At 54.6% G+C, this 25785-nt stretch carries 18 protein-coding genes; 9 read left to right on the plus strand and 9 right to left on the minus strand.

Annotation, left to right across the window (positions count from 1 at the left end; translation table 11 throughout):
- Positions 1–31: 31 nt before the first annotated feature.
- A complete protein-coding gene (locus XM38_RS13490; protein WP_080807667.1) occupies positions 32–1051 on the minus strand; it encodes a YihY/virulence factor BrkB family protein in 1020 nt (339 codons plus the stop codon).
- 113 nt (positions 1052–1164) lie between these two features.
- A complete protein-coding gene (locus XM38_RS13495; protein WP_080807664.1) occupies positions 1165–2337 on the minus strand; it encodes a histidine kinase in 1173 nt (390 codons plus the stop codon).
- Positions 2338–2500: 163 nt separating this feature from the next.
- On the opposite strand from XM38_RS13495, the gene XM38_RS13500 reads away from it, so the two are divergent.
- Positions 2501–3679: a glycosyltransferase family 4 protein gene (locus tag XM38_RS13500; protein ID WP_080807662.1), complete on the plus strand. Its 1179-nt coding sequence runs from the start codon at positions 2501–2503 to the stop codon at positions 3677–3679.
- 370 nt (positions 3680–4049) lie between these two features.
- Positions 4050–4640, plus strand: coding sequence for a hypothetical protein (locus XM38_RS13505; RefSeq protein ID WP_080807659.1), 591 nt, complete (start codon positions 4050–4052; stop codon positions 4638–4640).
- Positions 4641–4924: 284 nt separating this feature from the next.
- On the opposite strand, the gene XM38_RS13510 is transcribed toward XM38_RS13505, so the two are convergent.
- Positions 4925–5539 carry a phycobiliprotein lyase gene (locus XM38_RS13510; RefSeq protein ID WP_080807656.1) on the minus strand — a complete coding sequence of 205 codons (615 nt, stop codon included), beginning with the start codon at positions 5537–5539 and terminating at the stop codon, positions 4925–4927.
- Between the two features lie 246 nt (positions 5540–5785).
- Here XM38_RS13510 and XM38_RS13515 point away from each other — a divergent pair, with 246 nt between their 5' ends.
- Both XM38_RS13515 and XM38_RS13520 read left to right on the plus strand, forming a co-directional pair.
- Positions 5786–6028 carry a hypothetical protein gene (locus XM38_RS13515; RefSeq protein ID WP_080807653.1) on the plus strand — a complete coding sequence of 81 codons (243 nt, stop codon included), beginning with the start codon at positions 5786–5788 and terminating at the stop codon, positions 6026–6028.
- A 228-nt stretch (positions 6029–6256) separates the two neighbouring features.
- On the plus strand, positions 6257–7723 hold the full coding sequence (locus XM38_RS13520) for a Rieske 2Fe-2S domain-containing protein (RefSeq protein ID WP_080807650.1): 1467 nt from the start codon (positions 6257–6259) through the stop codon (positions 7721–7723).
- A gap of 170 nt (positions 7724–7893) precedes the next feature.
- Here XM38_RS13520 and XM38_RS13525 read toward each other — a convergent pair whose 3' ends face one another.
- Positions 7894–8067 carry a hypothetical protein gene (locus tag XM38_RS13525; RefSeq protein ID WP_187329403.1) on the minus strand — a complete coding sequence of 58 codons (174 nt, stop codon included), beginning with the start codon at positions 8065–8067 and terminating at the stop codon, positions 7894–7896.
- Positions 8068–8374: 307 nt separating this feature from the next.
- Between XM38_RS13525 and XM38_RS13530 the strand changes: the two genes are divergently transcribed.
- From XM38_RS13530 to XM38_RS13545, 4 genes are all read left to right on the plus strand, one after another.
- Positions 8375–8827, plus strand: a complete 453-nt coding sequence (locus tag XM38_RS13530) for a hypothetical protein (protein ID WP_080807735.1) — start codon at positions 8375–8377, stop codon at positions 8825–8827.
- The gene (locus tag XM38_RS13535; protein ID WP_080807648.1) at positions 8814–9383 is read left to right on the plus strand and encodes an HD domain-containing protein; all 570 of its coding nucleotides are present in this window, start codon (positions 8814–8816) and stop codon (positions 9381–9383) included. The genes XM38_RS13530 and XM38_RS13535 overlap by 14 nt, the downstream gene beginning before the upstream one ends.
- 20 nt (positions 9384–9403) lie before the next feature.
- The gene (leuC, locus tag XM38_RS13540) at positions 9404–10837 is read left to right on the plus strand and encodes a 3-isopropylmalate dehydratase large subunit (RefSeq protein ID WP_088430142.1); all 1434 of its coding nucleotides are present in this window, start codon (positions 9404–9406) and stop codon (positions 10835–10837) included.
- Positions 10838–11029: 192 nt separating this feature from the next.
- Entirely contained in the window at positions 11030–11707 is a 678-nt protein-coding gene (locus tag XM38_RS13545) for a Crp/Fnr family transcriptional regulator (protein ID WP_256995620.1), read from the plus strand.
- 293 nt (positions 11708–12000) lie between these two features.
- On the opposite strand, the gene XM38_RS27740 is transcribed toward XM38_RS13545, so the two are convergent.
- Entirely contained in the window at positions 12001–12126 is a 126-nt protein-coding gene (locus XM38_RS27740) for a hypothetical protein (RefSeq protein WP_256995621.1), read from the minus strand.
- 253 nt (positions 12127–12379) lie between these two features.
- Here XM38_RS27740 and XM38_RS13550 point away from each other — a divergent pair, with 253 nt between their 5' ends.
- Complete coding sequence (locus XM38_RS13550; RefSeq protein WP_080807641.1) at positions 12380–14173, plus strand: alpha-amylase family glycosyl hydrolase; 1794 nt, start codon at positions 12380–12382, stop codon at positions 14171–14173.
- Positions 14174–14277: 104 nt separating this feature from the next.
- Here the strand turns inward: XM38_RS13550 and glgX are convergent, their stop codons facing one another.
- The 4 genes from glgX to XM38_RS13570 all read right to left on the minus strand — a co-directional run bounded on the left by glgX (position 14278) and on the right by XM38_RS13570 (position 25785).
- A complete protein-coding gene (gene glgX, locus XM38_RS13555) occupies positions 14278–16446 on the minus strand; it encodes a glycogen debranching protein GlgX (RefSeq protein WP_088430146.1) in 2169 nt (722 codons plus the stop codon).
- A 106-nt stretch (positions 16447–16552) separates the two neighbouring features.
- Positions 16553–17932: an aminopeptidase P family protein gene (locus XM38_RS13560; RefSeq protein ID WP_225889315.1), complete on the minus strand. Its 1380-nt coding sequence runs from the start codon at positions 17930–17932 to the stop codon at positions 16553–16555.
- A 121-nt stretch (positions 17933–18053) separates the two neighbouring features.
- Positions 18054–19997 (minus strand): hypothetical protein, encoded by a 1944-nt coding sequence (locus tag XM38_RS13565; RefSeq protein ID WP_080807638.1) that lies wholly within the window; start codon positions 19995–19997, stop codon positions 18054–18056.
- Positions 19990–25785, minus strand: coding sequence for a hypothetical protein (locus XM38_RS13570; RefSeq protein ID WP_080807636.1), 5796 nt, complete (start codon positions 25783–25785; stop codon positions 19990–19992). Before XM38_RS13570 ends, XM38_RS13565 begins: the two co-directional genes overlap by 8 nt.

The raw sequence follows: 25785 nt of genomic DNA on the forward strand, positions 1-25785 counted from the left end.
GAGCCTATGGATCAAAGAGCTCATACATAAGTCATGGCGACCATCGCTTAGGGCTAGCACCATCCTCTCGGCGACGAATCGTAAACGACTCAAAGGACGGAGGAGCCACCGGCAACCCAGGCCCCTGAGGTCGTAGGCCTCGGCGAACAGCACGCTGCCGCAAATCATCGCCCACAGTTACATTCAACTGATCCCCCATGAGCATGCTCAGGGAGCCCAAATAGAGCCAAAGCAGCAACACAATCACTGCTCCCACCGCTCCATAGACCCGATTGAAGTGACCGAAGTGGGCCCCATAGAGGCGAAAGCCCATGGACAGTCCAGCCCAGGCTAGAGCCGCCAATACTGCCCCTGGCACCAGCGGCTTACCCGGTTGCCAACGACTGGGGCCGAAGCGATAGATCAGTACAAATGCTGCCGCCACAATGGCCAGGGCCAAGGGCCAGCTTAACCACCGCCACAGGTGCAGCAATCCCAGACTAATCATCGGGCCTCCCTGGGCAGCCACCCGATGCACCAACCAGTTACTAACGAATACCAAGGCACAGGCCACCAGTAGCAAGAGCAGCGTTCCTAGGGTTAATCCCAGGGACACTAACTTGGCTTTCCAGAAGGGTCGAGATTGCCCTCGAGGCACTTCATGAATTTCATCCAGGGCTCGCATGGCAGCACTAACGGCTCCTGAGGCAGCCCACAGCGAGAAGCCAAAGCTCAGAGAAAACAGTCGGCTGCTATTGCCCTGGTTCACCTCCTGGGTGAAGTTGCGAATTACCGTCAGGGCCTCTACTGGAGTCACATCACTGAGGCGACTCGCCAGTTGCATCAGAGTCGCCTCCAAGGAGGCCACCAGGCCGATGGCCGTCAGCAGGGCCAAAATCCCCGGAAACAGGCCCAGAATGGCGTTGTAGGCCATCTCCGAGGCCAAACTAGGCAACCGCTGCTCCCCCGTACGCCGGACTACCTCCCGGAGGGTCTTCGGGGTTAAGAGACAGCGCAAGAATCGAATAAATGCACGAACCGATAAGGCTCGTCTAATGCGACGCATGGGCATAGCACACCGGCTCCATTACCCGTCACCTCACGAATCAACAGGCCATTGGCACCGGCAGCCAGTGCCATTTGCTCTGAGTGTAACCTTGTCCCAAACCACTGCCCTCACCCCCCTCAGGCCCGATACACCGGTAAAGTGAAGTGGAAGTAACTACCTTCATTCACTACAGAGTCCACCCAAATTTGCCCGTAATGGGCCCGCAGGATGCGTTGGCAGAGAGCCAATCCCAAGCCATAGCCATCCTGACTCTCATCCCGCTGCAGTCGGAATCGTTCTTCGAATATGTTGTCTCGATTTTCCTCTGGAATTCCAGGACCACTGTCATGAATGGTCACTTGCACTTTTTGGTTCGTTCGGTGCAGCGCCATAACTTCAACAGTGCCTTTCAAGGGCGTGTACTTGATGGCATTATCCAGCAAGTTCAGGATCACCCGCCGGATTTGACTGCCATCGGCATAGACATGGGGTAAGTCTTGGGGAATGTCGATTTGCACCCGTTGTTGTTTTTCCCGGATGCGATTCTTCATGGCCCCCAACACGTCGAAACAGAGCGCTTTTAAATCCATATCCTGGGGTTGGATTTGCAGCTCTGCCGAGGCCCCCCTCGCAGTTTGCAGGATATCGGTAATCATGCGATCGATCGCCCGAATCTGGGTCTTAACATGTTTCAGCAACTGGTTAGTCAGTTCAGGAGAGAGCTTGGTTGTGCCTTCCTGCTGATGGCCATATCCCATTTCCAGGGTTTCGACGGCAATGGATGCTGCCGTTAGGGGGTTGCGTAGGTCGTGAGCCATCATGGCAATAATGCGATTTTTGAAGCGCAGTTGAGCTTCTAGCTCTTCTTTGACCTGATTCAGCCGAAAGATATCGTCGGAGAGTTTCATCAACTCGGCGGAGTGGGCAATGGAATCATTGGGATCATAGAAAACTAACTCATCCCCAGAGGCTCCATCAGCAGCCGGGGCCACCTGGGCCTGGGCGTTTTGATGCCAACGGGGCCACCAGTGTTGCAGTTGGGGCACAATATCACTCCCCGTTAGGGTGCGTTGGGGCAAGGGAGCAATTTTAATTAAGGCGGGGCTAGCAACGAGGCGATAATGTTCAGCCAGATAGGGATGTTCACCCACATCAACCACATCTAGGTTGATATGAAAATGCTCCTCTAGGCTTTTGAGATACTGTCGGATCTGCCGCACATGGTCGCTAGAGCTGGGACGTTTATCGATAAATAACAACAGCTTAAGGGGGACTTTTGATGCCTGGCTGGCTTGAGATGTAGCCTCCATGGAGTTTCCCTGGATGATGCGTGTGAACAATGGGGCGAGATTGATCTTCCTAATAGCCTAGCCTGTTCTAGGTCGGGCGATCAGGTCTCAGGCGCCAGGTAACTCAACGCTATAGGTATCAGACAGGCTAGGCTGGTGGGGGCCAAACTGGCAGGAGGTGGTGATGCAACCGGTATTGGTACTGTCTTGGGAATTTCCGCCCCGCATCATTGGGGGCATTGCTCGCCACGTTGCTGAACTCTATCCGGAGTTGGTTGCCCTGGGCCATGAGATTCACCTAATCACGGTGGAATTTGGTCAGGCTCCCCATTATGAGATAGTTGAGGGCATCCATATCCATCGGGTGGCCGTCCCCCCCGCCTCTGATTTCCTCGGCTGGATAGCTCACTTAAATGACAGTATGGGAGCCTATGGCGGCAAGTTGATGCGAGAGGTCGGTCCCTTTGCCCTCATCCATGCCCACGACTGGCTAGTGGGCGATGCCGCTATTGCCCTAAAGCATCATTTTCAGGTGCCGCTGTTGGCGACGTTCCATGCTACGGAATCTGGCCGTCACCACGGTTTACACCAGCCCATTCATCATTACATTCACCATAAGGAATGGGATTTGACTTACCATGCCTGGCGGATTATTGTCTGCAGTCATTACATGCGACACGAAGTCATCCAAGCCTTTGACTGTCCTGAGGATAAGTTGGATGTGATTTACAACGGTATTCGCCTGCCAGGGAGAGCCTCGGTATCAGACATTGACTTGGCAGCTTGGCGACGGCGGTTCGCCGCCGATGACGAGCAAATTGTCTACTATGTGGGTCGACTCACGTTTGAGAAGGGAGTGGCAGTTCTCTTGAATGCGGCGCCGAAAGTCCTCTGGGAAATGGGCGGGGGGGTGAAATTTATCATCATCGGCAGCGGTAATGCCGATGATTTGAAGCGCCAGGCCTGGGATCTCGGCATTTGGCAGCAGTGTTATTTTACTGGATTTATGGCAGAGCAAGACCTAAAGCACTGCCAGGATCTGGCGGATTGTGCCGTTTTTCCCAGTCTCTATGAACCTTTTGGCATCGTGGCTCTAGAGAGCTTTGCCGCTCGGGTGCCGGTGGTGGTATCCGATGCTGGGGGCCTACCGGAGGTGGTTCGCCATGGCTATAGTGGCATCGTCACCTGGGCCAATAACGCCGATTCATTAGCTTGGGGGATTTTACAAGTGCTGCAGCACCCAGAGCTGGCCCGCCGCCTAGTCAATACTGCCTATGCAGAACTGCAGCAGCGCTTTGCTTGGCCTCGATTGGCTGGTCAGACGGATGCCGTCTATCGCCGGATTCTCTCGGCGGTCGGCTAATCGAATCCAGGTGCGGTCCCATACTCCCAATTGCCGATTCTAGCAAGTTGACTGGCTTGGCGATTGCTCTGGTTGGCTGCCGGTGTAGACAGTTGTCAGGCTGTCACGGATGGGGACCTACGGCTTAGCTGACTGCGATATATACATTACTAAGGGGATATGCAGGAAGGGGCTCTGCGAGAATCGTGACTATTCTCCCTTGATTCTCCCCTGATAAAAGGTTAAGTCAAGTTCAAAGAGATATTACACTCCCCTAACTGCTAAACCAGTTGTCCCGAGGAGTCCTCTACAGTGAAGTTAGAGGATCAGGGTTATTCATCATAGGCATAAAGATAGTCATACAGAAATTGATTATAGGGAGGAGCCAGTGTTGTCAGTCGCTGCCATTACGCATAATTCTCATTATCCCTGGACAAATTGGCTCAATCGCGGGTTGATCTATCGGGCTCTACGCTGGAACCGTCCTCTGGCTCGTCTGTTGCTTGTCTTGGCGTTGATGCTGAGTCTGTTGCCACTGTCTCGAGCCCAAGCGACCCCCCCTGCTGCTGATGTGGCTCAGCCCTCTGTAGCCTCTGTGCATATGGCTAGCACTGAGACGACGACGCCTCAATTTCCAGCCGATGGGGTCTATCTCTATGGACAATCGCCAACCCCAGAAGAGTTGGGGGTGGGCTATATGGTTATGGAGGCCGTTGATCAGCAGGTGATCGGTGCCTTTTATATGCCCCATTCTTCCTTTGATTGTTTCCAGGGACGGGTCGACGGCAATGAATTGGCTCTAACCATCACCAATAGCTATACCCAGGAAACCTACCCGTATGCCATCTCTCTGGTCAGTAACGATGCGATCGCATCCACCGGCGAAGGACTAGAGCCCCTATCCCTGGAAGGACTCTATCGTCTGGCTCAGCCCAGTGATAACGACATGCGCATCTTGGCAACCTGTAAAGCGGCCCTATAAAGCTAGTGGGCACTGGTCTGGTAATGTAGGATGAACGCCGTTAAGCTTCATTGGGTAAGGGTTTTAGAAGTTTAGCAACCGATTGCCTCAGACCTTGGCTGGGCGAACGTTTGGGCAGGCCATCCCACTTTTAGAAACCAGTGCCAGCATCTCGCAGACGTGATTGAAGGAGTTCAATTCAAGGATGGCTTGTAAGGTTGTTCAACCACATGCTGCGATCGTTCACCAGAAGGTTGCCTAATTCCCCCACATATACCACATTTGACAATATCTCTCGTATTGTTTCACCAACCCCAAACTGAGTAAGGTTGTTGTGCCTGCCAAGCTGCCTGCATATTCTCTGGCATTAGCTCAGTACGGGTGAGATTATCCTGATCAGAGCCAATGCGGGTCTCGGCGCAGAATGAGGCAGTGCTGAAACCACCAAAACTTTTGACGATGCCTGCCCGTAGCCGCAGGTTGGGACTGATAAACCACAAACGCTCAACAGAGCTCATCGTTTCATATTCTGTACTGAGCACTAACCCATCTTCATTATCCATGTGGTAGCGCCCAATGACAGGCACGATCTCAAGATAGCCACGGTCCCGCAACAGTCGACCTTGTCTGCGGTTGTCAACATCAGGAACAAGGGCAAATAGGATTGTCCCTTCATGGTTTTCTCCTTCTCGGTCCCAGGCCATAGAGCCTTGCCAGCTCGCCAATGCTCCACCCACAGCCAAACTCGAATCCACTTGATGGAATTCACAAATCTCAATAATCTTGGGGTGCGTGGCTGCAAGTGCCTCAACTTCAATCTCGGAATCACCGGTTTCAGCTCGCTGAAAGGGAAGGTGATGCGTTGTGCGCTGCGATCGCCATTTACCAGTGCTGAGCTGAAAAAAATCCATCACATTCATTGCCAGAACTCCAGTACAGCTGGATTTCGGTTTGATACATAATTTTGTGAATTAAATTAAATTATGATCCTTGCGATACAAGGATTCTAGGCGACTTCAGAAACAGGATGCCTAGGAATTTCGACGTATTTTCGTCTTTACCAGTCTCTAATTCACACTGTGACTTTATCATTGAATTCCGGTATCCATTCAGGGGTTAATGAAAAATTAGGGATTCCAGCCGTTCGATTCCACTAAGTTGAGTCTATGTCGGGCGAGATTGGCAGGTCAGGCGAAATCGAGATGGCCGGGATCCGAATCGCGCAGTCGGACTGGGAGACAACCCCCAAAAGCGTCAAAGGGGGGGGGTATCATCTGGTATCGACGATAGGGAAGCTCAGCGAGCAGGAGGTAGCGCCTCTGGTAGAGCATATCGGCCATTTCAATAAGCGCATAGCGCATTTAGAAGAGCAGCTATCGAAAGACTCGAAGAACTCATCAAAAATCTGAACGCTTCCTTTGGTAGGGTAGGGCTAATTCGTTCTCCAAAAAAGACTGGGAGCTTTATTCTATCGTCGAGCTATTTTCTGCGATCGATGAAGCAACTGGAGTTCTAAGTTTTCTCTCTCGAAAGTGAATTCTCTCCGCGATTTGCAGGGAAAACCCTGCTCTTGACAAACGACGAATCAGGATGTATTGCTCGATAAGAATAGTATAAACTTTTCAAAAGGTTTTCCCATGGTTACAAATTTTGTAAAACCCGATCAAAAAGCTACAGGTTCTAATGAAATCTTGAACAAACTCAGAGAAGGACATTACTTCGTCCTCGACAACTTTACTAATAAGAACATATTACATGAGGCTGTGAAAAAAGTAATCTTAGACGGAATAGAAAAATTTGAAGGGATTAAATGCCGTCGGCTAGTTGAGAAAAATGGTTTATGTAAGATGCATTATTACTTCCCAGCAGACAAACTGGCTGATTTAGATTTGCATGTTAAAGGAAGTAAGCGCATCAAAGAAATAATGCTGAAACTCGCCTTTTCCGTGGGCAAGGAAAATTTAAAAATCTCTGGAGAGTTTTTTATAGAAGAAAATCCATTTGCGTTCAAAATAAGCTATCCGCATAGAGTGGCTATAAATTCAACAGTAACGAATGAAGACTACCATGTAAAATATATGGAATTGAGAAATAAAATAGCCTTAGAGGAGAATCGTAAATGGGAATTGAGGCAAAAGGTAGAAAAGTTCCAAGGCATTGGCAGGTTGATAGAGAAAGTAAAAACAGAGGTAAAAACGGCATTTCTAAAATCAATTAGATTTAATCGAAAGCAGGCTTTCAAACAGACCTATAAAGGGTTTGCTAGAATCGCAAAACAGCCATATGCAGCAAAAATACACCAGCCACATATAGACAGTTGGTATGGAGCCCCGTTAGATGGAATAAGTCTTTGGTGGGCTATTGAGGGAGCAAAAGAGAATAACGGTGTAGTCCTCTATCCTAATATGCTTGGTGAGGATATTGACTTTAGTGTAGAAAGTGAAACTAGTTACCTTCCGTTTGGAATTACAGTAACAAAACCTGAAAAAATAGAGGTTCCGGATGGTAGTGTTTTGCTCTTCACTTATGACATGTTACATAGTAGTCACTTAAATATTTCTGACTTTACAAGAATTGCTGTTATAGCCCAGATATATCCTAAGCTTCAGTTCAACCCTGACTCACTCCACGAAAGGGGAACTGGTTTTTATTCCTCCGAAGATATTTCTAAAGGTGACTGGGGAAATCTTATTAAAGTACCAATGAAGGATAATCTTGGAGTTCTGCATGAAGGTAGACGAAATCCTCATGTAGAGAAACGGATATCGATTACAGTGAATTCTAACTTTTCCGAGGGAAAGCCAATAGCTCTGTGTGATTCTGATACCCTCGGTGTTGGCGAAAAGATGCTAGTTAGTTTAAGGCAAGAGAGGGTTGTTATTATTAGAAATTCTAAAGGGCTTTGGGCTGTGAATGCAATTTGTCCGCACATGGGGCTCAATCTGATCGATGGGTTTCATGATGAAAACCACATTTATTGTCCAGGGCATGCAGTGACTTATTGTTTAATGGATGGCTCCTCAGAGGGTGACTTATTGAAGCTAAAGGTTTACAAGACCTATGATGACAACGGTAAAATTTTCCTGCAGAAAGTCGTGAATTGAGTTTGCAAAAGTTCATTCAAAGTTGTTTGGCACAATTGCCCTAATCGGAGCCAATGATGCAAATGTTGGCCCAGGTAAAAAGCACTGTGTCGACGTTGTCCATTGGTATTTGCCTCCGGCCTTGCGACATATTTCTGAATCCTCATAAGCTTAATTTGACGGCCTTGCAGTCAAGCACTCGTGTTGGCAATGGCAACCACAATCATCAACTTAGAAAGCTGTTCTGGTGCTAGTTTAGACCCTTCTAGAGGATAGCTACCAGCCTTAAAATCGCGAAACATTTCTTCAATCATTTTGAACCGCAGGCCATAGGCCGCTATCACCGCAGGGCCGGTTAAGGTCACATCACTGAAAAGCAAAATGATCTGCTGGCCTGAAGGCCATTGAGAGCTAATTGGCAAAGGAAATCTTAGAGAGCCGTCAAGGCCAGTGTTCTCAAGGCTTCTAGCACTAGTACTCTGCAGCAGAAATAACGCCTCTATGGACTAGAGCGGCAAGGCTGAATTTATCAGGATCTCCCTTTCTGCCTTGGCATACTAGGTCCCTGACTATCGCCATGGTCGGCAAAATTCTGCCACTGTCTACCAGTTGACGATTCCCATCAGGGCGATATCCTATGCTTGTAAGACGACGCTCGTCATGAGAACCAGTGTGAATGCAGCAGAGCAGGCTACTAGCATCGAATTCGCCACGAAGATTGCTACGGTTGTTCGCATGGTTAAGACCGAGTTCCCCGATTTGCGGGTGGACTTGAAACCGTGGGCAAACGATGACGCCACTCGGGAGTTGACCGATCCCGATTCCATCGATCTTGGGTTTCACTTTCCTGGCGTCAGTCGGTTATTCAAGTGCCGCAGCCTGCTGATGCAGATTCGCTTTCACGCCGATCCCGACATCCCCCAGCCCCGCGTCATCGGCATAGAAATCGGTGGCTTTGACCACCGCGGCAAACAATGGAATCTCTCCACCATCGGGGCCTGGGGCTTTACTGGCAATGTGTCGCCCGAGCACACGGTAGCCGAGCAGCTAAAGTCCTGCTGCCGCCGGGTCTACGCGATCTTCAATGGCCCGCCTAGTGAGGGTGGTGTTGATGATGGCCCCTGATTTCGACCAATTTCTGCAGGCCCTAGCCTTCGCTGCCCACCAACACCGCCACCAACGCCGCAAGGGAGCAGAGACGCTGCCCTACATTAATCATCCCATTGCCCTGGTGCATATCCTCTGGCACGAGGCCACCATCCAAGACCCTGTGGTTCTTACGAGTGCTCTGCTCCATGACACGGTGGAAGATACCGGCACTAGCTTCGAGCAGATCGATGGGCAATTTGGCCCTGAGGTGGGAGCCATCGTGCGTCAACTCACTGATGATAAGACCTTGCCCAAGGCGACCCGCAAGCAGCAACAGATCGACCATGCTCCCCATCTGTGTGACCGGGCCAAGCTAGTGAAACTGGCGGATAAGATTCACAACTTACGGGACTTGCGACAGCATCCCCCCCAAGGCTGGTCTCTGGAGCGCCGTCGAGACTATTGTCAGTGGGCGAAACAGGTGGTTGATGCCCTGCGCGGTGTTCATCCTTCCTTGGAAGCCCTATTCGACCAAGCCTATGTCCAGGCCATGGCTGACCTCGATTCCCCTGCTAAGATGGAAGCTTGCTGATATTTCCTGCTTCAGTCGCCATGAGCCACGGCACCCTCTTCGATAAGGTTTGGGAGTTACACAGCGTGGGCACCTTGCCGTCGGGGCAAACCCAGCTGTTTATCGGCCTGCACCTGATTCACGAAGTCACTAGCCCCCAGGCCTTTGCCATGCTGCGGGAGCGAGGCCTGAGCGTCATGTTTCCGGAGCGGACCGTGGCTACGGTGGATCATATCGTGCCCACAGAAAGCCAGGCTCGCCCCTTTGCCGACTCCCTGGCTGAGGAAATGATGCAGGCCCTGGAGCGTAATAGCCGGGAGCATGGCATCGCCTTCCATAGCATTGGCTCCGGTCGCCAGGGCATCGTTCACGTGATTGCCCCGGAACAGGGACTAACCCAGCCTGGTATGACTGTGGCCTGTGGCGATAGTCACACTTCTACCCATGGTGCCTTCGGTGCGATCGCATTTGGCATCGGCACCAGCCAGGTACGCGACGTACTGGCCTGCCAAACCCTGGCCCTGGGTAAGCTCGAGGTGCGTCGCATCGAGGTCAACGGCGAGCTGCGCCCGGGGGTCTACGCCAAAGATGTAATCTTGCATGTCATCCGCAAATTGGGGGTGAAAGGCGGCGTCGGCTTTGCCTACGAATACGCCGGCAGCACCATTGCCGCCATGGCCATGGAAGAGCGCATGACCCTCTGCAACATGTCCATCGAGGGAGGGGCTCGCTGCGGCTATGTCAATCCCGACGCCACCACCTACGAATACCTGCAAGGGCGTGAGTTTGCCCCTAAAGGAGCCGATTGGGATCGGGCCGTGGCCTGGTGGGATAGCCTGCGCAGCGATGCCGATGCCCACTATGACGATGTCGTCGTGTTCGACGCCGCCGAGATCGCCCCCACGGTCACCTGGGGCATTACCCCGGGCCAGGGCATCGCAGTTGATGAAACCATTCCTACCCTGGAGGCTCTGCCGGAAGACGATCGCCCCATCGCCGCCGAAGCCTATCGCTATATGGATCTGCAGCCGGGCCAGCCGATTCAGGGCACGCCGGTGGATGTCTGCTTCATCGGCAGTTGCACCAACGGCCGCATCAGCGATCTGCGGCAAGCGGCCCAGGTGGCTAAGGGACGTCAGGTGGCGGCTGGCATCAAAGCCTTCGTGGTCCCTGGCTCCGAACAGGTAAAGTGCCAGGCCGAAGCCGAAGGCCTGGACCAGATCTTCACCGCTGCTGGCTTCGAATGGCGAGAGCCAGGCTGCTCTATGTGTCTGGCCATGAACCCCGATAAACTGCAGGGCCGCCAGATCAGCGCCTCCTCCTCTAATCGCAACTTCAAGGGCCGCCAGGGCTCCGCCTCGGGCCGCACCCTGTTGATGAGTCCAGCCATGGTGGCCACGGCAGCCATCAGCGGTCAGGTGGCCGATGTGCGTGACCTGCTGTCGATCCCGAAGGGGGTAGGGGTGATGGGGTGAAATTACAGGACTTAACTAAGGTTTCATCAAAATTTAACCTCGAGATCTTCCCGGCTTAAGCTCAAGTGTTAATGATTACACTTAAGCGTGTCACGACTGGGGAACCTTGCCCTGTTTACCAGCCAAGGACCAACGGGCTTGCCTCTTGGCCCCTGAGATGACACCTGATTAGATGGTCTCTGAGGAATAGATGTGTCTGTACAGTCGACAGTTCGCTTCGGGTCGTTGCCTCAGACGTCTTCCCAGCAGCCTTTTGTGAATCTGCTCGAGCAACTCTATTGCGATCGCACCCTCACTCCCTACAGTACCGGGCGTACCATTCCTCTCAAAACTGACCGGCTACTCATCGTTTGCCGGGGAGTTGTCCAGCTCTTCACCATTCAACAAGACGGCAGCGAAACTCTACTGGGTCTAGCCGGACCCTCCATGCCCATCGGCCTCTGCCTCACCACCGTGGACCCCTATTGGGCCACCGCCCTCACTGATGTGGATGTGCTGCCCTTAGACATTGCCGAGGTGGAAGCCTCCCCGGCCCTGATGGCCGGCATCTTCCGCCACCTCTCCTTACGGCTGCAACAGGCCGAAGCCTGGTTAGCCTTGGCCGGCAAGCGCCTGGTAGCCGACCGCCTCAAACACCTGTTGATCCTATTGGCCCGAGACTTTGGCCAGGTAGAACCCAGCGGCATTCGCATTCCCGTGCGTCTGACCCATCATCAACTCGCCACCGCCATCGGCACTACTCGAGTCACCGTCACCCGCCTACTCAAGGACTTTAAGGCCGAGGGTTGGCTCGTGATCGACCAGCGACAAATGATGCTGCGGCGGGATGGCATGCGGGCCGTGTCCCCCCTGATGGGGACTGGTCAGTAGCTTGGGGCCGTGTTTTTGCAAAGAAAATCTTAAAAAGCCTGCCAGGCAAGTGCCGTCAAGACTCTAGCGACCTTGCTTGAGTGTTTACAGTGATTCCGAAAACCTTGCTCTGACGGCTGTTGAGGCATTTTGAAAATCACCTCTCATTTCAATCACCTCTGATACAAATTGATCCCGCCGCAGCCGCTAAGGTGTCTTGCAAAGGTTTAAAGCCTTGCCATTCCTTGCTAGTGCATCAAGGAACCGTAAATTTCCCGATGATACGGTTTATCTTGCCAGCACCTTGGCTTTAATCAGAGGTTAAAGCCATCAATATCACCCAACCACCGCCCACTCCACAGCAGTCCCATCTGCTCTGGACTGAGGTCTAGACGGAGATACCCTTGATTCGCTAGATTGCTCAAAATCCAGATAGTCAAGGTGCATAATCTTCGCTCCTCTCCAGCGTTATAGCAACGTATGGAGGGATTTTGCTCATCCATATCTAGTGTCCTTAGAAATGCCAGGTGTCTCGCCCCTGGCATTTCCCTATCGGCAAGATGCTTCCCGCCGTTGTCTGGCTGTCCTTTCAACCATGGAAGCTCTAGGCAACCCAGGGAACCCGTCAGCCTCTATCTGCCCTCGTTTATCTGTATTGGTTTATTTGCACTCATTAGGTTCAACATCAATCCCATGATTGCCGTTCCCAAACAGCAGGTCACCCAACTCAGCAGCTATATCGAGCCCCTCCTAAAGCGGATTTATCCTGAGCCCGTGATTCCTGGGCTCTTGGACAAAATTCTTCACCTGATCGAACCCTACTTAACCTCAGCAGCAGAGGAAAACCTGAAAAAGTGGAACCACGACAACGTTCTGCTGATTACCTACGGTGATAGTATCGCCAGTTCAGACGGACGCAGCCCCCTGACAGCCCTGGGAGATTTCCTAGATACCTACCTGAAAGACACTATCACCGGCGTCCACATTCTTCCCTTCTTTCCCTACAGCTCCGATGATGGTTTCGCCATTACCGACTACCAACAGGTCAACCCAGTCTTGGGAGATTGGGAAGACATTCGACACATTGCCCATCACTTCAATCTCATGGTTGACCTAGTCGTCAACCATGTATCCAGTCAGCACAGTTGGTTTCAGCAATTCAAGCAAGGACAGAAACCAGGCTGTGACTATTTCATCACCGTCGATCCAGACACCGATCTCTCCCAGGTGGTCCGCCCCCGGAGCCTGCCCCTGTTGACCCCAGTCGACACCAAAAAGGGGCGTCAGTATGTCTGGTCTACCTTTAGCAACGACCAAATCGACGTCAACTTTGCCAATCCAGATGTCCTATGGGAATACCTGAAAATCATCCTCTTCTACGTTCAGAATGGCGCTCGCTACCTGCGCCTCGATGCCGTCGGTTTTCTCTGGAAGAAAATTGGCACCAAGTGTATTCATCTGTCTGAAACCCACAACATCATTCGTCTCTTCCGGGAAATTTTGCAGCTGATCGACCCAGGCATTGCCCTGATTACGGAAACCAATGTGCCGAATCGAGAGAACCTCAGCTATTTCGGCAACCGCAACGAAGCCCACATGATCTACAACTTCAGCCTGCCGCCCCTGTTGCTGCACGCGCTGATTCAGGGCAAATCTGATCACCTGAAAACCTGGATGATGAGCATGCCCCCTGCGCCCATTGGCTGTGCCTACTTCAATTTCACCGCCTCCCACGATGGCATCGGCCTGCGTCCGGCCGAGGGGCTGCTATCCCAAGATGAATACGATACCCTTCTGGAGACGATGCGCCAGTGCGGCGGCGACATCAGCATGCGACGCCATCCCGACGGCAGTGAGTCTCCCTATGAGATCAATATTTCCCTATTTGATGCCCTCAAAGGTACCGTCGATGGACCTGATCAATGGCAAATCGAGCGTTTCCTGTGTGCTCAGACCATCATGATGTCCTTGGAAGGCATTCCTGCCTTTTATATCCATAGTCTCTTGGCGACCCATAACGATACTGCCCGCAGGCAAGAGACTGGTCAGAAACGCTCCATCAATCGCCACAAGTGGGACTACGATGCCCTGAAGGCAGCCCTGGCCGATTCTGACTCTTCCCATGCCATCGTGTTCGAGGAACTCTGCCGCCTGATTCAGATTCGCCGGCGGCAGCGGGCCTTTCACCCCAATGCCACCCAATACACCCTGCACCCGCTTAATAAGGCGCTGCTAGCTTTCTGGCGTCAGAGCATGGCCCGAGATCAGAGTATCTTCTCGGTCCACAACCTCAGCAACCAGCCCCAGGAGCTCCGCCTGGCCGATCTCAACCTGCTCAACACCGATACCTGGTATGACCTAATCAGCGGCGATCAATTCCAAGATATCTATTCGGCTTACACCTTGCAGCCCTATCAGTCCCTCTGGATCACCAATAAGATCGACTCGGCCCACGATAGTTCCATCCCAGATCCCCTGTTGATGTAGAGGTAGAGGATGGGGAAGGCGGAGACACGGAGGCCGGAGGAGGGGCGAGGGACGGGAATAGGCCCCTTCACCCGCTACTCACCGACCCATCCACCCTTCACTCTTCACCCTCCATTCTCCCTCTCGCTCTCGAAGCAGTTTTCACAGTGCAGCACCACCATGGAGCGTCCGGCAACGGGAATTGCCTGGCTGGCACAGTAAGTCTGGTCGCCGTTGACAAATCCTGTCGGCTCTTTGGTATCCAAGATCATCTGCCAGCACTGGCGGATCAGGGAGGGGGGAATGGTAAATTCCAGGGGTTCCGGATGGGGATTGAAGTACATCAAGAAACTGTCGTCGGTGATGCGCTCTCCACGGGAATCGGGGCTCATCAGTTCTTCGCCGTTGAGGAAGACGGCGATGGCCTTGACGTCGTCATCATGCCATTGTTCGTCGGTGACGCTGGTGCCGTCGGGGTTATACCAACCGATGTCGAGGACGCCGGAACCATGGATTTCGCGGCCCTGAAACCAGTGGCGGCGGCAAAACACGGGATGCTCTTGCCGCAGGTGGATCAGGCGCTGGGTAAACTCCAGTAGGGTTTGGTCATCGGGGCGGAGGGTCCAGTTAAACCAGGACAGCTGGTTGTCTTGGCAATAGGTGTTGTTGTTGCCCTGCTGGGTACGGCCCATCTCGTCTCCCCCCAGTAGCATCGGCACGCCCTGGGAGAGCATCAGGGTGGCCAGGAAGTTGCGCTGTAGTTGCGATCGCAACTGCAAGACCTCCGGGTCATCGGTCTCCCCTTCCACCCCACAGTTCCAGGAGCGGTTGTAGCTTTCCCCGTCCCGGTTCGCTTCGCCGTTGGCCTCGTTGTGCTTCTCGTTGTAGCTGACTAGATCCCGCAGGGTAAAGCCATCGTGGGCGGTGATGAAGTTGATGCTGGCGTGGGGCTGCTTGCCATTGGCCTGGTAGAGGTCAGAACTGCCGGTGATGCGATAGGCAAATTCCCCCAGACGACAGTCCTGGTCCCGCCAGAAGTCGCGCATGGAATCCCGGTACTTGCCGTTCCACTCCGACCACAACAGGGGGAAATTACCCACCTGATAGCCCCCTTCCCCCACATCCCAGGGCTCGGCGATCAATTTGGTGATGGACAACACCGGATCCTGGTGGATGATGTCGAAAAACGCCGCCAGGCTGTCCACCTCGTAGAGTTCTCGGGCCAGGGCCGAGGCCAAATCAAAGCGGAAACCATCCACATGCATCTCCAGCACCCAGTAGCGCAGGCTATCCATGATTAGCTTTAGCACCTGGGGATGGCGCACATTCAGGGAATTGCCGCAGCCGGTGAAGTCCATGTAGTAGCGGGGAGCATCGTCCACCAGGCGGTAGTAGGCGGGGTTATCCAGGCCGCGAAAGGCCAAGGTGGGGCCGTAGTGATTCCCCTCGCCGGTGTGATTATAGACCACATCTAAGATCACCTCAATGCCGGCCCGATGCAGGGCCTTGACCATTCCCTTAAACTCCCGCACCTGATCGCCGTAGATGCCGGAGGCGCTGTAGCCGGAGTAGGGAGCAAAGTAGCCAATGGAATCGTAGCCCCAGTAATTGCGCAGCCCTAATTCGGCCAAGTGCCCTGGATTGGCGGTGAAGTGATGCACCGGCAGCAGCTCCACCGCCGTCACCCCCATGGACTTGAGGTGTTCGATGGCGGCTGGATGGGCCAAGCCGGCGTAGGTGCCCCGCAGATTTTCAGGGATATCGGGATGCTGCTGGGTAAACCCCTTGACATGGGTTTCGTAGATCACGGTGCGATACCAAGGGGTATCGGGATAGGCATCTCCTTCCCAGTCAAAGGCCGGATCGACTACCACGCAGCGGGGCATCGCCGCCGTATCATCTTGGGGCAGCAGCATCAGATCCCGGTCTGGATCAGCCGCCTCATCCACGGCGTAGCTGAAGGTACTGGCATCGGCCTGAATGTCGCCGGCAATGGCCTTGGCGTAGGGGTCAAGCAACAACTTGCTGGGGTCAAACCGCAGCCCCTCTTCGGGAGCGTAGGCGCCATGGACTCGATAGCCATAGCGCTGGCCTGGTCCCACCTGGGGCAGATAGCCGTGCCAGACATAGTTGTCGATTTCCTTCAGGGGGACTCGGGTCTGGTGCCCCTGGTCATCAAACAGACACAGCTCGACGGCGGTGGCGTTTTCGGAAAACAGGGCGAAGTTAGTGCCCTGTCCATCCCAGGTGGCTCCCAAAGGGTGGGATTTGCCTGGCCAAACCTGCTTATCCATTGCGAGTGCTCCCGGGGGACGGTAATTGAACCATATCGTCTGGTTATACGATAGTAGCGCCTGGGGTTCGGTTCAATCGGTGATTAGCTAGACGCCAGGGGCTCAATCAGCTGGAGACCATGGCCGCCACCGCCTCAGCCTGGGTGGGCAGGGCCGCCGTCAACACCTGGCAGCCCTCGGTCGTAATCAGCACATCGTCTTCGATACGAATGCCGCGCACATCATTGAAATGGGTGAGGTAGTCCCAGTTGACGCACTGGCGATAGGTCTGCCGCCGGGCGGGGTCGTTGAGAATGCCAGGCACTTGATAGAAACCGGGCTCGATGGTAACGGCCATGCCCGCTTGCAGGGGGCGGTCAGGCGCAGAAAGGCCAGGCCAAAGCGCTGGCTCCGCTGCCGGCCTGGGGCATAACCGGCCAGATCGCCGAGGTCTTCCATGTCGTGGACGTCGAGGCCGAGCAGATGGCCGACACCGTGGGGGAAAAAACAGGGCGTGAGCATCCTGCTCCACCAGGGACTCTGGATCGCCCCGCAATAGGCCCAGGTCCACCAGCCCCTCCGCCAGGACACGACAGGCCAGGAGATGCAGGTCTCGGTATTCTACCTCCGGCCCGGCTTGGGCAATGCAGGCATCGTGGGCAGCCAGCACGATATCGTAGATGGCTCGCTGGGTGGGGGAAAAATGCCCGCTCACCGGCCAGGTGAGAGTAATGTCTGAGGCCAGCCGGGAGGGGGCTTCCGCCCCGACATCGGCCAAGAGTAAATGGCCCGGCTGCAGCCGCTGGTGGTACTGCTGGTTATGCAAGACCTCGCCGTGGTGGGGGGTGACGATGCTGGCGTAGGCGCAGTCCATGTTGTGGGCCAGGATGATCCGCTCCATGGCGGCTCGCACCTCGGCGGCGCTGGTGGCCCAGGGGGTGGCCACCATGCCTGCTTCGTGGGCGGCCACGGAGACGGCAGCGGCCTCACGGATCTGGGCGATCGCATCCTCGTCATGGCAAAGCCGCACCTGCACCATGGCCGCTGCCAGCTGGCGGTCAGGATCGGTGGCCTGGGTCGAGGTCGGCACCGGACGACCCAGGATCTGTTCTTGCTGGGCCAATACCGCTGGATTGCAGGCGGCAATGGTGGCAGCGCCTTGCACCCGGGGGGCCAAATCGGCCAGGGGATAGGCGGCATCGGCCCCGATCTGCACGGCGATATCATCCCGGCCAGGGCTGGGGCCATGCCAGAGAACCTCCTCTGGAGAGGCGTCGTCTAGAAACAGGGTGAGCCGCCCCTGCTGCAGGAGGATGACGCCTTGGGCTAGGGGCAGTCCGGTGAAGTAGAGGAAGTGGCTACTGGCCCGGAAGGGAAAGGTATTGGCGGGAAAGTTGCGGCTGGGAGGCTGTCCGGCCCAGAGGGCTATAGGGCCATCGATGAATGCGGCCAACCGTCGCCGCCGCTGCCGTAAGGTCTCTGCCAGAGAGAAATGGAGCCCATGCATGCCAAAACGCCTCGGGAAACGCCTGCTCCTATGCTAAGGATACTGCTCTTAGTCTGGTGTCCGAAAATTGATTGGAGTCATTTCAATCTGGGTTAGGTAAGGTGATTTAGGTCGCCGGTGATTATTCCGAAGGTTCGGCAACCATTCTCTGGTTTGCCGGGACGTTGACCAGGCTATCGAAGACTAATCCGCTATTTCCTTCTCCACGCCCTGTTTGCTTTCGAACTCCTAACCAGGTGTAAATCGTTCCTCTGTGCCATCGTGTACGTTGATACCTTTGGGAGACCTTGACCCCGGCACGAGGCACTTCTTCTTCATAGATAAAGTATCGCTGTTTTTCCAGATCATCCGGAAGATCGAGACCTTCCCGAAGCAAGACAGTGCGAGGTTTGACTTTGGGGCGGTCTGGACTCCCCGATAAAATACGAGGCATGGATGCTCGTTGTAGTTGAATCTGACGATTGTCGTTCTCAACGTGAACTGGGATAAAGGGAATCCACTGTTCCGGTACGCGGTTCATCGCCTGATAGCGGATAGGCGCATTGTAGGTTTCAGGGGGAGGCACAATCCTACCTGCTTCGATGTCCTGCCCTAGCAAGCGCTTGTAGTGGTTATACAGTTCATATCCAGCTTCACTCCCCGATTTACTGTCCCCTGAGGGCAATGGGATGTGCGTTTCAATGCCCCACACCATATTCGCCATTTCATCGCGGATCAGCGAAATTTCCTCAAGCGATCGCCCTTCTTGAATCTTCGGTACTGTTGGCAGGAGAAGCAGGCTGAGATCGGCTGCTTCCTGGTTTTGCCCTTGGGTGTTGATGGTGAACATACTCCAACGCTGCCAGTCGTCATCTTCACCCCTACCTGCGGGTTCTACCCAGATGCGCTCGCCAAACACATTGGTTACCGCCATACCTTTCACTCGGGCAATGCTACCGACAGAAAGGGGATAGGAAATCAGGAACCAGTCGTTGGCATAGACCAGGCCAAACTCGATAAAGAGTAGTTTGGAGAGATCTCTAGTTTTGGGGTTAATATCGCCAAAGTTGGTTTTCCGGTCTTCGAACGCCCACCAGCGAGTGTTGGGCATGCCATCATAGCTAACTTGCACGGGGATAAATGACAGTGGCGTAGGGGCGCTGTCTTGAGGATTTGAAGCGTCTGGATCGGGGGTTTCTGGATCGGAGCTAGGAGGGGGATTGGGAATGGTCAGTTCCCTTTGATTGGGATCCACATCCAGGTTGTACCAGTCCAGCTGACCTTGATGGTATCCCTGCGCGACGTAAACCATTTCCTCATCTGCTACTGGAGCTGAGCAGGCAAACTGGTATTCCAATTGCGAGGGTTTCCATGCTTCGCCTAGGGTTTCTGCGGGTTGGTAAAACTGCCGCTGAAACCAACTGAGGAATCTGTCTGCCAGCCTATCCACCTCAGGGCGGCTATCCACCGGGATAGATGTATTGTCATAGGCTCGATGCGCTGGATCACCCATGAGATATCGATAGAAGGCATAGCCATCCATCATGCGCCCCGCCACTGCTGTTACCTGCTGCCAGACCTCGGGATGGGCGCAAATTTGGGCATCTGCTGCGTCGTTCGGATCTGGCTCGGCAATGGGGTATTGCTGAATGTAATCTGCATTAAAGTTGCCAATGGATTGATTGACCAGTTTGAGCCAGTGTCGGCCCATCAGCAAGCGAAGATTGAGGGAAATGAACTGCTCGCCGATGGTGAAGGGGATGGGGCGGTTTTCGACCTGGGCTTCAAGGGGAACATCATCGGAAAAAGGACGTGGGTCATGGCCATGGGGTTGGTATTTAGTGAGCCGAGTGGTGCCCATATGCACCTTGGCAAAGATGGGGGATCCGGCGTCGTCTCCCTGAAATTCTCCCATTTGCCATTGCTTGCAGAGCATCCAGAGGGCATCGCGCACCTCAACCTTGAATGCCAGGTCGAAGGTGTCTCGGCGAGGTCGTGCCTCCAACCGATTCCACAGGGTAATGGTGGGAAAGGACCGCTTGTTGAGTACGGCTGCCATGTTTTGAATTGGAGGAAATTCAGGCATCTTCTTCGGTATTGATAAGACGGTAGACGTTGTTATTGAGAGCCAGGTTGAGCATGATGGTGAGGGGATGGAAAGTGACTGCAGAAATCGTCGCGGGTAAGAAACGGGCGTAGGCTGTGTCGTCTACTTGCGTTGGCTCGACGGCACGCAGGCGAGCTTCTTCGATGGTTTCGCGGATGGCATCGACCAGGTCATTCCACTGCCATGCCCCATCCATATGGGGGCTGGCCACCAGTAGCATCGTTTGTGGGGGTTCGGCGTTAGGCCGGTCATAGTTGAAGGTGATGCCCGTTGTTTCTTCTGGCGTCGAGATGACTTCCGTCCACTCGTCCAGCAGCAGCCCACACTGGTTTGCGCCTGGATTGAATGGGATCGCGTAGTGAGCCGTGTAGAGCAGGCGATCGCCCTCAAACTCATAATCTGGCGGATAGGGCATAGCCAGCCATCGATCATGTTCACGATAGGGCAACTGTATGGGTATCAACTCTGGTTCCCCAGTGCCAAAGGCACGGCTCAGCATCATCACCCGTTCCCAGTGGGCAGCATCTTCGCGGACTCGGGCCACGCCGTACAGCCATTCATCTACGGGAAAATCTAGTCCCACCCCAGCAGGCTCTGGATCGGTGAGATAGGAGAGGATGAGGGTGCGATCGCCCCAAGCCTTGTTCCACTCGCTGGCCTGGTCCTCAGATAAGGAAAATTCTGGAATGATTTTGAAATCCTCGCCCAGCAAAGTTCTCGCCGCCTGGGTTAACCCTTCTACGCGTGCCGGGGCTGCTCCAAGGCTCAGGGCCGCCGAAATCTGATCGTTGGCGGTGGTTTGTCGGCGCAGCAGTTCCGTGCGCAGCAGAGTCATTCGGTCATACAGGTCCCCCGCAAACCGCAGGATTTCTTCCTCCACCGCCGCCACCTCCAGCTTTTGGTAATCAAAAGCATCCAGGGGCAGCCGAGCATTGATGTCTGTCAGCAACTGGGATAGGGCTGTATTAGAGGAAGTTTGGATCGCCCGCAACTGGTTCAGTTCCGCCTCGAAGGTTGCGCCCTTGGCCTGGGCAGCCATTCGGTACTCTTCGGGGATTGCAGGCAGGGGCACGGTCAATTCTGTCGAGACCAGCCCTTCCGCCTGCCGCAGCAGGCTAATCCGTTCCTCGTCGGTGGTTGCTGCCGGATAGTCGGTGGTGAGCAGGGTATTGAAGCGGTCGAGTCGGTCTTGCCATCGTTCCACAAGTTCATCCACCTTGCCTCGTAGTATCCCAAACTGCTGCTTTTTCCAGTCATAGGTAAACCCAATGCCTGCCTGGGGAATGCTAAACTTCATCGCCTGGACAAACAGCGCCATCACCCGATCAATCCAATTGTCGATCGCCCCCAAAATGTTGCTCCGGTGGGTTTCTGGATCAGGCAACCACAGATCCAGATCGGCGATCAGGGCATCCAGATCATCAGTGCCCGGATTGGGATGGGACACCAGTTCTCCCAGTTGCGTTACCAGAGGGGTTAGCCGATTCTCATTCAGCAGCACTTGCTCTGCTGTTTCTTGTCGGGTCTCCGTGGGCAGTGCCACATCCGCTGCATTCAGGGGGCGCGATTTCAGAATTAAACTGCGCAGGCTACCCAGCATGGCCCCTACCTCAAAGAAGGAAATGCGGCCCGGTTCCTTCAGCACATACTGAATCTGAATATCCCCATCCCAGCGAGGATTGTGGGTTGTCAGCACATGATAGACCACCTGGTCATCCAGTTCAGTCATGGCCTGATTCGTTTCAGGATTGACGAGGTAGAGCAAATCTAAAGGTTGTAGCCCAAGTTGTTGCTGGCTCACCTCATCTGTGGTCAAGGTACTGTTTGCCGCATTCAGATAGGTTGCTTTGCAGATCACCGTGGCAGGATCGGGCAGCAGGCGATTCAACCAAGCATTGACGGCGGGTTCGGCATGGGTGCGGGGGGTAATGGCAAGGGCATTGGGCGAAATAGCCGGATTCAGCCCCGACTCGAAGTGCAGCCCCATGCGATGGGTCAGGTTTATGCCGCTACGCGGTGTTTGCACCACTTCTGGTTCGGGAGGAAAGGTGCCTTTGGCGTAGGCATCCAGGTTTGATGCTACTCGTCCGTAGTTGCCCTGTACCGCCTGATAAACCCCCTCTGCCATGACCAAATCGGCGACCGCATCGTGGACGTCGAGAATTCGGTCAACCTCCGTGTTAATCACGGCTTTTTGTTCATCTGTGATATCCGTTGTGGGAAGGCTTCCCTTGCCAAAGGGATAGGTCTCGATGTTGGACTGTTTGATCTGGTTAACCAGGGCATAGCCATTAATCACATTGCGGGCCTCGATCGCTTGGATGGCATCGGTTTCCTCCGAGCGGGTCTCCCGAAATCGATCGGCCACCAGGGGAAAGGCTTTGCGCAGTTCAAAAATAAACTGATCGACTTCGGCCTCGGGGTGGCGATCGTGTAGGCCCCGTTCTAGTTGATACCCCAGCAGCGCTCCCAAGGTTTGCCCGTTGCGGATGCCTTCGATGATGCCCAACGCTAACCGCACCCGCTCAGAGGACAGGTTCACCTTCAGCAGATCGGGATTGCCTGGTGTGGCGTTAGCAATGTAGCCATTGCGGAGAATGGCAGCTGCGATCGCATGATTGAGTGATGGCGCATGGATAAATCCGCCGTTGGTATTGTCTCGCATCAGGGGGGGCAGGTCTTCTGCTTCCGGAGGGTTGAAGATGGTGTCCAGTTCCTCACCCAACTCATCCGACTTCACGGGAGTGAGCCGTTTGTTTTCTGACTTCACTCGTTCCACAATGCCGAAAGCCCCCAAGTAGAGGCCCTGCCGCGCTGGAGAGCGGTCCCCAGCAACGGCCAGACGTTCAACATCAATGTCGTCATCAATATCGTCGTCGGAACCATCGTCGGGGGGGCTGGGAGTGCTTGGCGGCGTGGGGCGATTGCCATACCGCATGCCCAATAGCTGATAGTTCAACAGTCCCCAGCGCCAGGCATCCAATCGGTAGGTGCATAGATCTACATGTTCCGCTAACAGGCGTTCTAACCGGGCCGTCGGCGTGTTCTCTAGGTGCTTCAATGCCTCCAGTTGCTGATACAGGTAGCGGGTGGCAGGCAATTGACTGATGACTTGAGGAATATAGTCTGCCACCACCAGGTCGGGATTGTTGGTGATGGTAGGGGCCGTCTGGTAGAGATATTCATAGCGGCTCTTACTCCGCTGGTTGAGCCGGACGGGCTTGCCAGAGGTTGCCAACGGGTTGGGAGTCGGTTCTAAGGAAGATTCAAAGGCGCGATCGGCGACATGCACGAAACTCGGATCGAGTCGAGCCGTTGCCAGTTGTGCTGGGGAGAGTAGCTCGAACGTCTGAAACAGGCGCAGTCCTGCATCCCAATAGCCTTGTTCAAGGGCATAGCGGAGCATCAGATAAAGCAAGGCTCTGGGCTTCTGGGCGAAGCCCTCTTCTTTGCGCAAAGCATCAAAGGAGGTCTGGGCGGTATCAATCAGCCAGCGAATATAGTTGCGGCCATCCTCCGTGTAGGCGCGGATGGGGTTCATCTCCGACAGGGGCTGATCGTCGATGAGATCTCCTAACAGTTTGTCGGGTTGCTTCAGAAAAAATTTCTCCAGGATTTCAGGGATAGCCGTATCCTCGTACCCTAGACGGGTCAGCAAATCCATGCCGCTTTGGGGATAGCCCAATGCAATCAGCGCCACCAGCAGGTGTCCCCAAGCCCCCTGTAACTTCAGGCGATTAGTCAGCTGCTCCAGGCTTTCGGCATAGCGCTGGTAGTATTCCACTGACGAGGGATGCAGTCCCACGACATCCAGCAAAATCTGATGGGGGTCACTCTCCTCGCTCTCCTCGCCCTTGCCCACATAGGAAACCTTCGAGAGCTGCTGCTGCCAATCTACCCGCATCGTTTCCAGGAGCTGGTGCAACTCGATCAGGTAGTTACGGTAGCCCTCCGGATGGGGCACTCCCAAGGGGCGGGGCCACCGTCTCTCCCGCAGCCAGACCACCCGGCTGAAGACAGTGGTGGGAAGAATGCCATAGGGCTGGTCGCCAATGCGAATCGCAGGCAGGATGCCCCGGGCCGAGACAAAGTTTGTGAAGAACCAGCGCGTCTTTTCGATGGTCGAGGCATCGAAAACCGGGGCCATCATCGATTCCATCAAGTAGCCCCAGGTGCCCGGCCACAACACCGTATTCATGGCCCGGGCCTCACACTGGTCGCGCCCCCGGGCGCAGGGTGTACGATCAAAAGTGTTGAGTCGGATGCCCAACAAATCGGCAAGCCACTGGCCATCCCTGCGCGATCGCAAATCCGGGTCATGGGTCAATGGGTCTGGCTTGAACACCAGATCATAGGTATCATCGGCATCCTCGCGTTCAGAAAAGCCAGAACCTGCCCCTTCCGTATTGTTTGTCGGGGTTCCCTGGGGCACCAAGCTGAAGCCAGAATTCCCCGTTTCGTGATGTTGAAATAGGGTTTCAAGCATCTCTTGTCCGGCACTCGCATCGGCGCTCAGCCGCACCCCCAGTACCAGCAGCTGATCAAAACCCAGGTTTAGATCCTCAGGGCTCAGGTCGACCCGAAAGCCCATTCCCACCTCTACGGCACGATCGAAATCGACCATCCACCGCATGGCGTCACTGACCACCACATCGCCATTCTCCAGGCGTAGCTGATCGGCCTCATCCGCTAGAGGATCTGGCCCTGCAATCAACGGCATGGAGATAGGATTGCCCAGTTGCTCCAGCACCCGCTCTCCCCTGCGATAACCCAGCAACACCAACCGCTCCGGCAGCACTGTCACACGGGGAGGCTGGGACCAGGGCTGTTGTTGAGTTGCCATCTGCTCCTGGTCAGGGAATTCGAGCCAGGCGACCGCGACACGCGCCTGTGGCCGAGTCAGGGGGGATGGTGGTTCATCTGCCAGGTTTGCAGGGACATAATCGGTGCGCATTACGGCCGCCTGCTCTATCCCGATCGCCGCGGCTAATGTCTCAACGGCAGTCTGCTCCGCTGCGGCATCACCCGCGGCCCGCCACCAGGCAATCCAGAATGCTTCAACGGCAGGTTTCTCTTCAGGGGGCAAGGGAGACTCCGTGGAGATTACCAACACTACGTCGAAGTCTGTCTTTTGCGGGAAGGGGGTACCCAGATCAGGACGGTATTGCTGAATCAACCAGGCCGCCCGTCCAGCACCAAAGCCAGCGACGAGCGATCGCCACGCTCCCCGCTGTTCAGCCTCCTCCCCTCCCGCTTTTGCCCAATCCACCCAAAACTTTTGGACACTGACCAGTTCACTTTCTGAAAGCACCGCTTCAAAGGTATCCACCAGGCATTCATCGGGATATACCCGCACCCAGAGCTGCTCGACCTGGGTTGCTCCTGGAACCTCCACCGATTTAAAGCGGGTTTCGAGCCGCAGGGGAAACAGCAAAACAGGGTAATCGGTACTTTTGAAGCGAAGATTGTCGCGGGGATCGGTAAACGGCAGAAATTCGGCAGTCAATCTCTCTGCCATTCTGACAGATTCACCCAGACCGCTTTCCAGTTGACTGATAGTGGCCTCCGTTTTGGCCTGTTGGGCTTGCAACCGGCGCTGACGAGCCTGGTGCTGCGGGTTTTGCGGATTGAAATATCGATCTAGCCGCTGCTGTGACCTCTGATTTTTCGCCAGTTGCTCGCGGGCAACAAACAGGTTTAACCGGGTATTCTCCTGCTGCTGTCTGGTTTGGTGGAGTTGTCTGCATGTGTCGTCGAATTGCGTCAT

The sequence above is a fragment of the Halomicronema hongdechloris C2206 genome, assembly GCF_002075285.3.
GTDB lineage: Bacteria > Cyanobacteriota > Cyanobacteriia > Phormidesmidales > Phormidesmidaceae > Halomicronema_B > Halomicronema_B hongdechloris.

What these genes read in the sequence shown, in the direction of transcription:
- XM38_RS13565 (WP_080807638.1), bottom strand. Translation starts at nt 19,997, where the DNA reads ATGCCTGAATTTCCTCCAATTCAAAACATGGCAGCCGTACTCAACAAG.
- XM38_RS13510 (WP_080807656.1), bottom strand. Translation starts at nt 5,539, where the DNA reads ATGAATGTGATGGATTTTTTTCAGCTCAGCACTGGTAAATGGCGATCG.
- XM38_RS13560 (WP_225889315.1), bottom strand. Translation starts at nt 17,932, where the DNA reads ATGCATGGGCTCCATTTCTCTCTGGCAGAGACCTTACGGCAGCGGCGG.
- glgX (WP_088430146.1), bottom strand. Translation starts at nt 16,446, where the DNA reads ATGGATAAGCAGGTTTGGCCAGGCAAATCCCACCCTTTGGGAGCCACC.
- XM38_RS13515 (WP_080807653.1), top strand. Translation starts at nt 5,786, where the DNA reads ATGTCGGGCGAGATTGGCAGGTCAGGCGAAATCGAGATGGCCGGGATC.
- XM38_RS13535 (WP_080807648.1), top strand. Translation starts at nt 8,814, where the DNA reads ATGATGGCCCCTGATTTCGACCAATTTCTGCAGGCCCTAGCCTTCGCT.
- XM38_RS13500 (WP_080807662.1), top strand. Translation starts at nt 2,501, where the DNA reads ATGCAACCGGTATTGGTACTGTCTTGGGAATTTCCGCCCCGCATCATT.
- XM38_RS13490 (WP_080807667.1), bottom strand. Translation starts at nt 1,051, where the DNA reads ATGCCCATGCGTCGCATTAGACGAGCCTTATCGGTTCGTGCATTTATT.
- XM38_RS13570 (WP_080807636.1), bottom strand. Translation starts at nt 25,785, where the DNA reads ATGACGCAATTCGACGACACATGCAGACAACTCCACCAAACCAGACAG.
- XM38_RS13520 (WP_080807650.1), top strand. Translation starts at nt 6,257, where the DNA reads ATGGTTACAAATTTTGTAAAACCCGATCAAAAAGCTACAGGTTCTAAT.
- leuC (WP_088430142.1), top strand. Translation starts at nt 9,404, where the DNA reads ATGAGCCACGGCACCCTCTTCGATAAGGTTTGGGAGTTACACAGCGTG.
- XM38_RS13550 (WP_080807641.1), top strand. Translation starts at nt 12,380, where the DNA reads ATGATTGCCGTTCCCAAACAGCAGGTCACCCAACTCAGCAGCTATATC.
- XM38_RS13495 (WP_080807664.1), bottom strand. Translation starts at nt 2,337, where the DNA reads ATGGAGGCTACATCTCAAGCCAGCCAGGCATCAAAAGTCCCCCTTAAG.